Raw genomic sequence first — 12,887 nt, 5'->3', positions numbered from 1 at the left:
CGAAAGGAATGCGCGGCTTATTTTCGTTTATAGTCATCAGAAATAACGGGGCTTATGGCTGGACGAATTCCACGTGTATTTATTAGCGATCTGCTTGCCAGAACCGACATCGTCGATCTGATCGATGCGCGGGTAAAGCTGAAAAAGCAGGGCAAAAATTTTCACGCGTGCTGTCCGTTCCATAACGAAAAAACCCCCTCTTTCACCGTCAACGGTGAAAAACAGTTTTACCACTGCTTCGGCTGCGGGGCGCACGGCAATGCTATCGATTTCCTGATGAACTACGACAAGCTCGAGTTCGTGGAAACGGTCGAAGAGCTGGCCGCCATGCACAACCTCGAAGTGCCTTATGAAGCAGGCAACGGACCCAGCCAGATAGAGCGCCATCAACGGCAGAACCTCTACCAGTTACTGGATGGTCTGAATACGTTTTATCAACAGTCTCTGATGCAGCCCGCCGCCGACCCTGCGCGCCAGTACCTGGCAAAACGGGGGTTAAGCAGCGAGGTGATTACGCGCTTTGCCATCGGCTATGCTCCCCCAGGTTGGGATAACGTTTTAAAACGTTTTGGCGGCAATCAGGAAAACCGCCAGTCGCTTATTGATGCCGGCATGCTGGTTACCAACGATCAGGGACGCAGTTACGACCGCTTCCGCGAACGGGTAATGTTTCCCATCCGCGATAAGCGAGGCCGGGTGATTGGGTTTGGCGGACGGGTGCTGGGCGATGCCCTGCCGAAGTATCTCAACTCCCCGGAAACCGACATATTCCATAAAGGCCGTCAGCTGTATGGCCTGTATGAAGCGCAGCAGGACAACCCCGAACCACCGCGGTTGCTGGTTGTCGAAGGCTATATGGACGTCGTGGCGCTGGCGCAGTACGACATCAACTATGCTGTCGCCTCGCTGGGTACCTCGACCACAGCCGACCATATCCAGCTGCTGTTCCGGGTGACCAATAACGTCATCTGCTGCTACGACGGCGACCGGGCCGGCCGCGATGCCGCCTGGCGCGCGCTGGAGACGGCGCTGCCGTACATGACCGATGGTCGCCAGCTGCGCTTTATGTTTCTGCCTGACGGCGAAGACCCGGATACGCTGGTGCGTAAAGAGGGCAAAGCGGCGTTCGAGGCGCGGATGGAGCAGGCTCAGCCGCTCTCCACGTTCTTGTTTAACAGCCTGCTGCCGCAGGTCGACCTCAGCACGCCGGACGGGCGCGCGCAGCTGAGCACGCTGGCGCTGCCGCTGATAACCCAGGTGCCGGGCGAAACCCTGCGCATCTATTTGCGTCAGGAGCTGGGCAACAAGCTGGGCATTTTAGATGACGCCCAGCTTGAACGTTTAATGCCAAAACAGGCGGAAAATGGCGCGCCGCGCCCCGCACCACAGCTAAAACGCACGACCATGCGTATACTGATAGGACTGCTGGTGCAAAACCCGGATTTGGCGCCGTTAGTCCCACCGCTGGAGGGGCTGGACTCGCGCAAAATGCCGGGGCTGAGCCTGTTCGGCGAGCTGGTGAAAAGCTGTCTGGCGCAGCCTGGTCTGACAACCGGGCAACTTTTAGAGCAATATCGCGGCACAAAAGAGGCCGCAACCCTTGAAAAACTGTCGATGTGGGACGATATAGCAGATAAAGATATCGCTGAACAAACCTTCACCGACTCGCTCAACCATATGTTTGATTCACTGCTGGAACTGCGACAGGAAGAGTTGATAGCTCGCGATCGCACACACGGTTTAAGCAGTGAGGAACGCCGGGAGCTCTGGACCATCAGCCAGGAGCTGGCGAAAAAATAAATGACAGACTCAGTCATTCACGTTGCATTGATGCAGCAGCAGAACGCAGAGCAACGTGAAGGACACCGTATTTAACGGCTTAAGTGCCGAGTATCGATCGGGAAGCCCCCGACAGCCGCGCAGAGGCGCAGCGGCAATAATATAAGTACGCCCTCGCTTTAAATGTCGACAGCCCGCCTGCCGACACCAATCAAACGAATTAAGTGTGGATACCGTCTTATGGAGCAAAACCCGCAGTCACAGCTGAAGCTTCTTGTCCAACGTGGTAAGGAGCAAGGCTATCTGACCTATGCCGAGGTCAATGACCATCTGCCGGAAGATATCGTCGATTCCGATCAGATCGAAGACATCATCCAAATGATCAACGACATGGGCATTCAGGTGATGGAAGAAGCACCGGATGCCGATGATCTGATGCTTGCCGAAAACACCGCGGATGAAGATGCTGCCGAAGCCGCCGCGCAGGTGCTCTCCAGCGTGGAATCCGAAATCGGGCGCACGACCGACCCGGTGCGCATGTACATGCGTGAAATGGGTACCGTAGAGCTGCTGACCCGTGAAGGCGAAATCGACATCGCCAAACGCATCGAAGACGGCATCAACCAGGTGCAGTGCTCCGTTGCCGAATATCCGGAAGCGATCACCTACCTGCTTGAGCAGTACGACCGCGTTGAAGCGGAAGAAGCCCGTCTGTCCGATCTGATCACCGGTTTCGTCGATCCGAACGCCGAAGAAGATATGGCGCCGACCGCCACCCACGTTGGCTCCGAGCTGTCTCAGGAAGAGATGGATGACGACGAAGACGAAGACGAAGATGAAGACGCCGACGACAACAGCGATGACGACAACAGCATCGACCCTGAGCTGGCCCGTGAGAAGTTCGCCGAGCTGCGTACCCAGTACGAGCTGACGCGCGACACCATCAAAGCCAAAGGTCGTAGCCATGCCGCCGCCCAGGAAGAGATCCTGAAGCTGTCCGAAGTCTTCAAGCAGTTCCGCCTGGTGCCGAAGCAGTTCGATTACCTGGTCAACAGCATGCGCAGCATGATGGATCGCGTTCGTACTCAGGAACGTATCATCATGAAGCTGTGCGTTGAGCAGTGCAAAATGCCGAAGAAAAACTTCATCACCCTGTTCACCGGCAACGAAACCAGCGAAACCTGGTTCAACGCCGCGGTGGCGATGAACAAGCCGTGGTCCGAGAAGCTGCTGGAAGTGAAAGAAGACGTGCAGCGCGGCCTGCAGAAGCTGCAGCAGATCGAAGAAGAGACCGGCCTGACCATCGAGCAGGTGAAGGATATCAACCGTCGCATGTCCATCGGTGAAGCGAAAGCCCGCCGGGCGAAGAAAGAGATGGTGGAAGCGAACCTGCGTCTGGTTATCTCGATCGCCAAGAAATACACCAACCGCGGTCTGCAGTTCCTCGACCTGATTCAGGAAGGCAACATCGGTCTGATGAAAGCGGTTGATAAGTTCGAATACCGTCGCGGCTATAAGTTCTCGACCTACGCCACCTGGTGGATCCGTCAGGCTATCACCCGCTCTATCGCGGATCAGGCGCGCACCATCCGTATTCCGGTGCATATGATTGAGACCATCAACAAGCTCAACCGTATCTCCCGTCAGATGCTGCAGGAGATGGGCCGTGAACCGACCCCGGAAGAGCTGGCTGAGCGCATGCTGATGCCGGAAGACAAGATCCGTAAAGTGCTGAAGATCGCCAAAGAGCCTATCTCCATGGAAACGCCGATCGGCGACGATGAAGATTCGCATCTGGGGGATTTCATCGAGGATACCACCCTCGAGCTGCCGCTGGATTCCGCGACCACCGAGAGCCTGCGCGCGGCAACGCACGACGTGCTGGCCGGCCTCACCGCTCGTGAAGCGAAAGTCCTGCGTATGCGTTTCGGTATCGACATGAACACCGACCACACGCTGGAAGAAGTGGGTAAACAGTTCGACGTTACTCGCGAACGTATCCGTCAGATCGAAGCGAAGGCGCTGCGTAAACTGCGCCACCCGAGCCGTTCTGAAGTGCTGCGTAGCTTCCTCGACGATTAATCGTCGCCAGCTGATTAAAAAGCTCCCTGCGGGGAGCTTTTTTTATGGCGTTTCGCTGGTCGCTCGGGGAAAGTCGCCCCTCTCCGCTACTGGCCGCGAGTCGCCAGGGCATCATCCAGTTCACGATAGGCTGCCACCAGCTTATCGAGCGTCGCCCGATTTAAGCCGCTGGGATTGGGCAGCACCCACACCTTGGTCGTGCCGATGGTCATGGCCTGTTTCCCCCACTTCGCGCCGCGCTGGTTAAAGGCCAGCTCGAAGGCCTGCTTGCCGAGCACCGCCAGCGCCTGCGGCTGATACTCCTCAATCTTCCTCACCAGCTCACGGCCGCCACTGCGCAGCTCCTGCAGGGCGACCTCGCTGGCCTGCACCGTCGGACGCTCAACCAGCATGGTGATGCCGCAGCGCGTATCCAGCAGCTGCAGCTCCTCTTCCGGCCTGAGCTGTCGGTCGGTAAACCCGGCCTGATGGATGACCTTCCAGAAGCGATTGCCAGGATGGGCAAAATGAAAGCCGGTATGGGCGGAGGACTTCCCCGGGTTGATACCGCAAAAGACAACGCGCAGGCCAGGCGCAAGGATATCGCTAATCATGTTTTCTCCGGCTGTATGGCTAAAACATGATTATAAAGGATTGAAAATGCATTGTTTATAAAAACAGCAGCTGCGCGCTTTACGCTGGATTGCAACCGTCAGTTACTTTATAATCCCTCGCCACGGCCCCTTAGCTCAGTGGTTAGAGCAGGCGACTCATAATCGCTTGGTCGTTGGTTCAAACCCAACAGGGGCCACCAAATTTTAGCAGTAAATACATACAGTTAGGCCACTCGAAAGAGTGGCTTTTTTGTTTCTAAATTTTAGAATAGCGATAAAATGGCAACATAAGCCGTTGAGCAATGCGCGTGGTCAGCATTTTCTTGCCATTCCGCTAAGAGGATAAAAAATCCGTTATCGCGAAAAGGAAAATTTACGCTTACGCTAAAATAGACAGTGCTCTATCCTGGCAAAAGTTTGCGCAGGCCATCTGCGTTGCCCACCTCCCGAAGCCAGTCCATCATTGCCGCGTTCCTGTTTACTCTGTCTTACTACGCAAGGTCGGCATAAAACGCCTTTCATTCCCTCAACGCTGGAATTCATACTGCTCACGATAACTTTAACAATTCAGGCCAATTTCCGAAAAATACCCCTTCCCTGTACCAGCTGATCAAAATCAACGCCCCCCTCTCGCTCCTCTTATATATAACCCGTTGACTCACAAAAAGGATGAAATGATGAAAATACGGGATATATCAATCAGTACCTGTCTGGCACTGTTATTAATGGGTTGCGTAGCTAAACCGCCAATGGCGACGGAAAGTGAAATGAAAGAGGCCGCCGCCTTTGCTTTTAATGTCGATGCTTCACAGGTGACAATTTCCGATGCGAAGCAGCAGGATGTGAAAACCAACTTTGTGGCGACCATCGGCAACACCCGCCATCGCTGCTATGTGACTAAAGCCGCCGAGCCGAAACTTTATGGACTGATCCCGCTGGGCGGCAGTAGCACCGTCTCGGATGCCATCTGTGCTGGCAGCAACCCGACGCCAGCCAGCAAAACCTGCGACGCTCTCTCGAAAAAAGCGGGCCGCTGCTGAGCCTTTGCGCAGGAGAAGGCTGCTAACTGCACATTTAGTCACTTTTTCTGCCGCTTTATCGCGGTCGCTTAATTTAGCGACCGCACCTGCTGATAAGAATTGAGCCGTTCCCGCAGCGAAGTCAGCCAGGCATCTGGCTCCTGACGGCAGATTTCGGTGAGGATCGGCGTCAGCACCAGCTCGGCTTCATGGAAGTCGGTCCACTCCGGCGGCTGCAGGGAAAAAGGATCATTCATCAGCCAGATCACCATCGGCGTCCAGGTGCGCGGATCCAGCTGCAGATAATCCTGACAGCGCATCATATCGCGCGTCCGCGCCTCAGCGGGCGAGGCGTCCTTACCCACCGCGGCGCTACTCATTGCCACGAGTATTATTCCTGCCATTAGACGTTTCCAAACCCATTTTTGCCAAAGGGCGAGCTTCACTTTTGCCATTGTTATTATTTTACCTGCCAGTTGTCACCGGACGATATTCCCGACAACTCACCTTAAAAAGAGCAGATTAATCGTTTGCATTTTTTTTAATACCAGACAGCGCTGAAGTAAGCGAACGCCTGTTCCTACAGCTGTCATCCAGATATGCAAATATATTCAGCGAAGGGTTCGCCCAGAATATCTTCCCCGGGCGAAAACGATTTGTGTTACAATTGCGCCTTATTACGGCATCGATAAAAATAACCCCCGCCGCACCTGCACCAGACATCGCCCTTCTTTTTCATATCAGGATTTACGCCCCCATGAATGCGATAATCATTGACGATCATCCATTGGCACGTATCGCCATTCGCAACCTACTCGATACCAACGGTATTACCGTCGCGGCAGAGCTCGACAGCGGCGCTCATGCGGTGCAGGCCGCCGAAACGATGCAGCCTGACCTGCTGATCGTTGACGTCGATATTCCGGAGCTCAGCGGCATCGACGTTCTTGAGCAGCTGCGCAAACGCCGCTACCAGGGAAAAATTATCGTCATTTCCGCCAAAAATGAACGGTTCTACGGCAAACGCAGCGCCGACTGCGGGGCCAATGGTTTTGTGAGTAAAAAAGAGGGAATGAATAATATCCTCGCCGCGATCGAGGCGGCCAATAATGGCTACAGCTATTTCCCCTTTTCACTGGAGCGCTTCTGCACCCACGGCATCACCGATCAGGACCGGCTGGATACGCTGTCAACGCAGGAGATGAAAGTCTTCCGCTATATCCTCAGCGGCGTCGACTACACCACCATCGGCAGCAAAATGAATATCAGCAATAAGACGGTCAGCACCTATAAGGTCCGTCTGATGGATAAATTAGGCTGCAGCTCCCTGCTTGAGCTTTATGACTTTGCGCAACGCAATAAAATAGGGTGATGCCATGGTCGTTCGTCTTATTTTATCCCTGATTGTCGGACTGGCGCTAAGCCACTCCCCCGCCGCGTTTGCCATGAAGCAACTGGAGCTGAAAAGCCATGCCCACATTGCGGCAATCGACATTCCGCTTAACGATACGGAAAAGGTCTGGCTGGCCGCCCGGCCGACGCTGACCGTCGGCACCTGGCTGCCTGAGATGACGCCTATCGTCTACGACAGCGACGAGGAGAGCTATCAGGGAATTAACGCCGACTATCTGGCGCTAATGGCGCACAGCCTCGGGTTGAAGGTGGTTATCCGCCAATATGACACCGAGCAGCAGGCGCTGGCCGCCCTGGCCGACCGCCAGGTGGATACCCTGCTCACTCAGGTGGCGCACCGGGATGCGCTCGCCCCGGGACTGACGCACACCGCACCGCTGATCAAAACCTGGCCGACGCTGGTCACCTCGCTAAAATCCCCCCTGCCGCCGCTGACCACCGACCGCCGCGTCACGCTGGCCTGCACCCGCGATTGCGCCTTTTTCGATATCATTCAGCAGGCGTTTCCCAACGCCAAAATCACCCTTTACGATAGCGACTATCAGGCTCTCGCCTCGGTGGTCAGCGGCGAGAATCAGTATTTCATCGGCAACAACATCACCACCGGCCACTGCATCTCGAAATATTTCTCGCAATCGCTGGTCATCGCACACTATTTTCGTCAGCAGGAGCAGCACAACCGCTTTGTCACCCGCGAGGATCGACCGGCGCTGCACCAGCTCCTTGACCGTTTTATCCACGCTATCGACAGCGATACCGCGATGCGGATCATGCAAAACTGGCTCAACCGCGGCGATCTGTCATTTCTCAATACGCCGCTATCCTTTAGCGCCGAAGAGCAGCGCTGGCTACAGAAGCATCGTCGCGTCCGCCTGCTGGTCAACCCCTATTTTCCGCCTTTTACTCTGGTGGATGACGAGGACGAGCTGCGCGGCATTATGGCCGATATGCTGAATATTTTCTCGCTACAGACCGGGCTGCAGTTTGACCCCATCCTGGTGCGCAACCGTCAGGATCTGGCAAAGCGGATGGAAAAAGAGGACTGGGCGATCATGCCCGCCGCGACTCTGACCCCACAGCCGCAGGCCTACGTCACCCTCAGCGACCCGCTGATTAACGTGGCTTTTGTGCTGGTCGCCCGCGGCAGCGCCCCCGACCCACATCTGCTGGCCCGCCCGGCGCGGATCGCCCTGCCAGTGGGGCCAATCGCCGCCCACGACCTGAAAGCGCGCTTTCCGCAGGTTGACTGGGTGGAGACGGATAACGTTGGCGTCGCGATGAAGATGGTGGAGGAAGGCGAGGTGGATGCCGCGGTAGCGTCGGAGCTTTCCGCCCGCTATATGATCGACCACTATTATCCACAGGGTCTGCACTACGCCCGCATCGACGGACTCCCGGTCGCCGCCATTCGGCTGGCGATCCCGCGCGATGAGCCGGTGCTGGCCGCCATCCTCAGCAAAGCGCTGCAGGCCATTCCGCCGCGGGATATTCTGCAGATGACCGAGAAGTGGTCGAAAATTTCCAGCCAGCAAATAGAGAACTGGAGCCAGTATAGCCGCCAGTTTTACCAGCTGATCGCCTTCGCGCTGGTGCTGATCGCCATCAGCCTCGGGTGGGGACTCTCCCTGTGCCGGGAAGTGCGCAAACGCAAAGACTCTCAGCAGCGGCTGGAGGAGGAGCTGGCGCAGAAGGAGGCCCTCTCCTGCGCGCTGGAGCGGGAAAAAGACAAAGCAATTCAGGCGACAAAAGCCAAGAGTCGCTTTCTGGCCAGCATGAGTCACGAGCTGCGCACGCCGGTGAGCGCCATCGTCGGCTTTCTGGAACTGCTGGCGAAACCGGAGCTGAACGTCGGTCAGCGTAAAGAGGCGATCGAGCTGGCGGGGTCGACGGCGCAAACCCTGCTGGGGCTGATCGGTAATATTCTCGATATCGACAAGATTGAGTCGGGAAAATACCAGATCACCCCGCAGTGGAGCGATGTCGCACAGGTCGTGTCGCAGCAGTGTCACACCTTCGGCGCGCTGGCGCAGCAAAAGGGGATCGCGCTCCACGACCATAACGCGCTACAGGAGGGGACCATGCTGTGGATCGACCCGCAGGCGCTACGGCAAATCCTCAATAATCTCATCGGCAATGCGCTGAAGTTTACTACCGAGGGCGCGATTCAGGTCGACTGCCGGCTGACGCAAGCGGATGAGACGCAGGGGGAGCTGACCCTCATCATTAGCGACAGCGGCTGCGGGATCGGCGAAGAAGAGCAGACCACTCTCTTTCACCGTTATGCGCAGGCGCGCCAGGGGCGCAAACAGACCGGTTCCGGCCTGGGTCTGGTCATTTGCCAGGAGCTGGTCGCACTCATGCAGGGCCGACTGGAGATGGTTAGCCATCCTGGCGTGGGGACCACCTTCACCATCACCCTGCCAGTCAAGGTGAGTCGCTGCGCCGTTCGCGCGCCGAAGGCGTTGCCGGCCAGGCAGCAGGCCTTGCCCGGGCTGTCGATATTGATAGCCGACGACCATCCCACCAACCGGCTGCTGCTCAAGCGCCAGCTCAGCACTATCGGCTATAGCGTCGATGAAGCCTGCGACGGTGAAGAGGCGGAGAATAAGCTCGCTGGCAAACATTACGATCTGCTGATCACGGACCTCAATATGCCGAAGAAAGATGGCCTGGCGCTGGCGGCGTCGCTACGTCGGCGCTACCCGGACCTGATGATTTGGGGGGTGACCGCCAGCGCGCTGCCGCAGTCGCGGGAGGCCTGTCTGGCCAGCGGCATGAATATGTGTCTGTTTAAGCCAGTGTCGGTTCAGACGCTGAGCCACGAGCTCAGCCGTTTAGCGGTGGGCCACGCATCGCCAAACGTCGCCCGGCACCTGCGGCTCAGCGTGCTGACCGAAAATACCGGGGGAGACCAGGCGCTGATGACTGAGATGCTGGAGACGTTCCGCGATGCGTCGGCCGCGGATTTACAGGCTGCCGGACAGGCAATCGCCCGGCATGAGCCACAGATCTTTCTGCGAGCGCTGCACCGTCTGCACGGTTCAGCGCAAATTCTGGGGATTACTGCGCTGCAAGCGCTGTGCGCCCCTTTTGAGGCGAAGCGGCCTGACTCGCTAACGCCGGCAAGCTGTCTGGAGGTGGTACAGCGCATCACCGGCGTCATGCGCGAGATCGATGGCGAAATCGACGCCCTGATCGGCCGCTAGCCGTTCCGGTCGGGCAGTCCGCCTGCCCGGCCGTTAAGGGGACATCCTTGTCAGTTTCTTCCTCTGCGCTCTCTCAGGGTGGAACAGGTATCAGTTGCCTGCCACCAGCATCTCGCTGTCCACCACGATGCCCTCTTCAGCGCCTTTCAGCACCAGATTCGCTTCGTAATATTTTCCAGCTTTCAGCAGGTCTTGCGCCTGCGCCACCGCCTTACGGGTCTGGTTGAGCGGCATCAGATACTGGTTCTCAATTACGCCAATACCGGCCAGACGGAGGGTATCGATAGCCCCTTTCTGATCGCCTTTCGCCAGTTTTTCGTTAGCGGATTTAATGGCACTCTCTTTTTCCGGCGTGGCTACATAGTCTTCAGACAGAGCGATAGAGGCGTTAATGACCACATAGCGATCGGCGATCATTTTGGCTTTAGCATCGGTTTTCACAAACTTCGCCCAGCTGGCGTCATCGGCGGCCAGCAGCGCGGCGGCGTCGTCAGTCAGTTTTTTAGCGCTATCCGGCTGGCCATGGAACAGCGCCAGACGGGCGAACTGGACGTCGCGCATCGCGTTCGCGCCCTGTACCGCCACCTGCAGCACATCGGCGGCTTCTTTCTGCACCTGCGCTGTGGCTGCCGCGGCTGGCGCTGCCGTCGCGCTATCTGCTGCCCACACCGGAGAGGTACCCATCATGGTTGCCAGCAGGCTCGCCAGAATGACTTTTTTCATCGTTAACTCCTGATTAAAATCGGTAAGCATCACCAAACGCAGCCAGCTTAAAAAATATCATGGGCATTGAGAATCAGAGCCCGGAAGGAATATTGCGGGCCTTGTCTGACAGCTGTCAGACAAGGCGTATAAAGTCACCTCAGCGCTCTTATTTACGCCTGCCGATAGCGCGGCCTACTATTTTCCTCAGACCTTTCTTTTGGCCCGCTGAATAAAGCATGACGCATTTTATTCAGCGTCAGGCCGGCAACCGGGATCTGCGGAGCAATTATGTTTATGTTTAGCCATTACACCTTAAATGCGTTTAACCCACGCGTCTTCATTCGATATAAACGGCATGCCGGCTTGATGGCCGCGCTGCTGTTTATCTGCGGGGCCTGTTGCCTGGCCTGGCCGCTGGTCGCCGGCTGGTATCTCGCCACGGTGACCGGCATGTTGTTGATGATCTGCGGCTTCTACTCACTGTACAGCCTGATCGTCTTCCGCCAGCAGCACTGGAAATCACGCCTGGTGGCGCTGATCTTCGCCATCGCCTGGATCGTGCTCGGCCTGAGCTTTGTCGTTAATCCTCTTAACGGCATGAGCAGCCTGGCCCTCTTATTCGGCTTTTTATTTGTTCTCGGCGGTATTTCCCGCATCGTCAACGGATTTCAAACCCGAAAACAAAGCGGCGCCGGCTGGAATATTTTTATCGGCCTGTTGGATTTACTTATCGCCTGCCTGTGGCTGGCCATGAATCCGCAGCAAAGCTGGATATTTATTACCGCCTTTATCGGCGTTGAAATGATATTTAGCGCCATCGGCTTGCTGGTCCTGCGCAATAAAATGAAGCACGCCCAGGCTTAAGCCCTATTTTGTCACTGGAGAAGAAAATGAATTTGCCTAAAGTACTCGTACTGACCGTAGCGGCCACCACATTCTGTCTGATGACCAGCCCGGCGTTCGCGGTTCTGGAAACCACACCGCAGAATATGACCTGTCAGGAGTTTATGGATATGAACCCAAAAAGCATGACCCCGGTGGCCTTCTGGGTGGTGAACCGCAACACCGACTTCAGCGGCGGGGACTACGTCGACTGGCATGAAGTCGAGACCGTTTCGGTGCCGAAAATGTTGCAGCAGTGCCACAAGAACCCCGCCGCCAAACTCGGTGAGCTCAATGTGGTCATCAAGAAATAACCCTGATCCCCGGCGACTCGCCGGGGGACGTTAACCTCGTTGCCCGCCGTGATGCGGCGGGCAACGTCTCACTCATCGCTAGCGCATTCGCACGGCAGATGGTGGCCGATAAGCTTGCGGTATAAAAACGCTCCCATAATCGCCCCCACCACCGGCGCCAGCAGCGGCACCCAAAAGTAGGGTATCGACTGCCCGCCGGTAAAAGCCATCGCGCCCCAGCCGGCCAGACTGGTAAACAGTTTAGGGCCGAAATCACGCGCCGGATTCAGCGCAAAGCCGGTTAGCGGCCCCATCGACGCGCCGATCACGGCGATCAGCAAGCCAATCAGCAACGGCGCCAGCGGCCCGCGCGGGATGCCATTGCCGTCGTCGGTCAGAGCCATGATCATCGCCATCAGGATCGCCGTGATGGTGGTCTCTACGGCAAACGCCTGCCAAAAGGTGATATGCGGATGCGGGTAGGTAGAAAAGACCCCGGCCAGGTTAAGGCTGGCGACGGTACCGCGAACGATATGCTGGCTCTGTTCAAGATCGAGAAACAGCTGACGATAGAGCCCGTACACCAGGGCGGCGGCGCAGAATGCCCCGGCCGTCTGGGCGACAATAAACGGCAGTACTTTACGGCGTTCAAAACAGGCGAACAGCCACAGGGCAATGGTGACGGCCGGATTAAGGTGCGCGCCGGAGACGCCAGCCGTCAGATAGATGGCCATGGCGACGCCGAGGCCCCAGATAATACTGATTTCCCACTGGCCAAAGCTGGCTCCGGCGACCCGCAGCGCAGCGACACAGCCCGCGCCGAAGAAAATGAGCAGTCCGGTGCCAAGAAACTCGGCCACGCACTGCCCGGTTAAGCTAGAAGTCTGGTTCATCATTGGCATCCTGAAATAGCAC

11 protein-coding genes and 1 tRNA gene are annotated in these 12,887 nt (G+C 56.8%); 8 read left to right on the top strand and 4 right to left on the bottom strand.

Annotation, left to right across the window (positions count from 1 at the left end; all coding sequences use genetic code 11):
- Positions 1-54 precede the first annotated feature (54 nt).
- The gene (dnaG, locus tag ABLX76_RS18080; RefSeq protein WP_017899733.1) at positions 55-1,800 is read left to right on the top strand and encodes a DNA primase; all 1,746 of its coding nucleotides are present in this window, start codon (positions 55-57) and stop codon (positions 1,798-1,800) included.
- A gap of 219 nt (positions 1,801-2,019) precedes the next feature.
- Positions 2,020-3,861, top strand: coding sequence for an RNA polymerase sigma factor RpoD (gene rpoD / locus ABLX76_RS18075; RefSeq protein ID WP_004174339.1), 1,842 nt, complete (start codon positions 2,020-2,022; stop codon positions 3,859-3,861).
- 86 nt (positions 3,862-3,947) lie between these two features.
- On the opposite strand, the gene mug is transcribed toward rpoD, so the two are convergent.
- Positions 3,948-4,454 carry a G/U mismatch-specific DNA glycosylase gene (gene mug / locus ABLX76_RS18070; protein ID WP_348875016.1) on the bottom strand — a complete coding sequence of 169 codons (507 nt, stop codon included), beginning with the start codon at positions 4,452-4,454 and terminating at the stop codon, positions 3,948-3,950.
- 124 nt (positions 4,455-4,578) lie between these two features.
- Between mug and ABLX76_RS18065 the strand changes: the two genes are divergently transcribed.
- Together ABLX76_RS18065 and ABLX76_RS18060 are read left to right on the top strand one after the other, a co-directional pair.
- Positions 4,579-4,654: transfer RNA gene (locus tag ABLX76_RS18065), tRNA-Ile, on the top strand.
- A 567-nt stretch (positions 4,655-5,221) separates the two neighbouring features.
- Positions 5,222-5,494 carry a hypothetical protein gene (locus ABLX76_RS18060; protein ID WP_348875014.1) on the top strand — a complete coding sequence of 91 codons (273 nt, stop codon included), beginning with the start codon at positions 5,222-5,224 and terminating at the stop codon, positions 5,492-5,494.
- A gap of 68 nt (positions 5,495-5,562) precedes the next feature.
- Here the strand turns inward: ABLX76_RS18060 and ABLX76_RS18055 are convergent, their stop codons facing one another.
- The gene (locus tag ABLX76_RS18055; RefSeq protein WP_072096603.1) at positions 5,563-5,928 is read right to left on the bottom strand and encodes an HdeA/HdeB family chaperone; all 366 of its coding nucleotides are present in this window, start codon (positions 5,926-5,928) and stop codon (positions 5,563-5,565) included.
- 302 nt (positions 5,929-6,230) lie between these two features.
- Here ABLX76_RS18055 and evgA point away from each other — a divergent pair, with 302 nt between their 5' ends.
- Together evgA and ABLX76_RS18045 are read left to right on the top strand one after the other, a co-directional pair.
- The gene (gene evgA / locus ABLX76_RS18050; protein ID WP_023291050.1) at positions 6,231-6,845 is read left to right on the top strand and encodes an acid-sensing system DNA-binding response regulator EvgA; all 615 of its coding nucleotides are present in this window, start codon (positions 6,231-6,233) and stop codon (positions 6,843-6,845) included.
- 4 nt (positions 6,846-6,849) lie between these two features.
- Positions 6,850-10,092 carry a transporter substrate-binding domain-containing protein gene (locus ABLX76_RS18045; protein WP_282279497.1) on the top strand — a complete coding sequence of 1,081 codons (3,243 nt, stop codon included), beginning with the start codon at positions 6,850-6,852 and terminating at the stop codon, positions 10,090-10,092.
- Between the two features lie 90 nt (positions 10,093-10,182).
- Here the strand turns inward: ABLX76_RS18045 and ABLX76_RS18040 are convergent, their stop codons facing one another.
- Positions 10,183-10,845, bottom strand: a complete 663-nt coding sequence (locus ABLX76_RS18040) for a YfdX family protein (RefSeq protein ID WP_072096602.1) — start codon at positions 10,843-10,845, stop codon at positions 10,183-10,185.
- 240 nt (positions 10,846-11,085) lie between these two features.
- Here ABLX76_RS18040 and ABLX76_RS18035 point away from each other — a divergent pair, with 240 nt between their 5' ends.
- Positions 11,086-11,661: an HdeD family acid-resistance protein gene (locus ABLX76_RS18035; protein WP_348875012.1), complete on the top strand. Its 576-nt coding sequence runs from the start codon at positions 11,086-11,088 to the stop codon at positions 11,659-11,661.
- A 26-nt stretch (positions 11,662-11,687) separates the two neighbouring features.
- Positions 11,688-11,993, top strand: coding sequence for an acid-activated periplasmic chaperone HdeB (gene hdeB / locus ABLX76_RS18030; RefSeq protein ID WP_101992807.1), 306 nt, complete (start codon positions 11,688-11,690; stop codon positions 11,991-11,993).
- A gap of 68 nt (positions 11,994-12,061) precedes the next feature.
- On the opposite strand, the gene ABLX76_RS18025 is transcribed toward hdeB, so the two are convergent.
- Positions 12,062-12,865, bottom strand: a complete 804-nt coding sequence (locus tag ABLX76_RS18025; RefSeq protein WP_044524799.1) for an MIP/aquaporin family protein — start codon at positions 12,863-12,865, stop codon at positions 12,062-12,064.
- Between the last annotated feature and the right edge of the window lie 22 nt (positions 12,866-12,887).

Origin of the sequence: Klebsiella sp. JB_Kp004, assembly GCF_040065795.1 — a bacterium.
In the GTDB taxonomy this organism is placed as follows: Bacteria; Pseudomonadota; Gammaproteobacteria; order Enterobacterales; family Enterobacteriaceae; genus Klebsiella; species Klebsiella quasipneumoniae.
The sequence above is the reverse complement of the archived record's forward strand: the minus strand, read 5'-3'. Positions and strand labels throughout refer to the sequence as shown.

Bases quoted from the DNA above. Each gene is read 5' to 3' on its own strand.
- hdeB (WP_101992807.1), top strand. From the start codon at position 11,688: ATGAATTTGCCTAAAGTACTCGTACTGACCGTAGCGGCCACCACATTC.
- ABLX76_RS18040 (WP_072096602.1), bottom strand. From the start codon at position 10,845: ATGCTTACCGATTTTAATCAGGAGTTAACGATGAAAAAAGTCATTCTG.
- ABLX76_RS18055 (WP_072096603.1), bottom strand. From the start codon at position 5,928: ATGGCAAAAGTGAAGCTCGCCCTTTGGCAAAAATGGGTTTGGAAACGT.
- ABLX76_RS18025 (WP_044524799.1), bottom strand. From the start codon at position 12,865: ATGAACCAGACTTCTAGCTTAACCGGGCAGTGCGTGGCCGAGTTTCTT.
- ABLX76_RS18045 (WP_282279497.1), top strand. From the start codon at position 6,850: ATGGTCGTTCGTCTTATTTTATCCCTGATTGTCGGACTGGCGCTAAGC.
- mug (WP_348875016.1), bottom strand. From the start codon at position 4,454: ATGATTAGCGATATCCTTGCGCCTGGCCTGCGCGTTGTCTTTTGCGGT.
- dnaG (WP_017899733.1), top strand. From the start codon at position 55: ATGGCTGGACGAATTCCACGTGTATTTATTAGCGATCTGCTTGCCAGA.
- ABLX76_RS18035 (WP_348875012.1), top strand. From the start codon at position 11,086: ATGTTTATGTTTAGCCATTACACCTTAAATGCGTTTAACCCACGCGTC.
- evgA (WP_023291050.1), top strand. From the start codon at position 6,231: ATGAATGCGATAATCATTGACGATCATCCATTGGCACGTATCGCCATT.
- ABLX76_RS18060 (WP_348875014.1), top strand. From the start codon at position 5,222: ATGAAAGAGGCCGCCGCCTTTGCTTTTAATGTCGATGCTTCACAGGTG.
- rpoD (WP_004174339.1), top strand. From the start codon at position 2,020: ATGGAGCAAAACCCGCAGTCACAGCTGAAGCTTCTTGTCCAACGTGGT.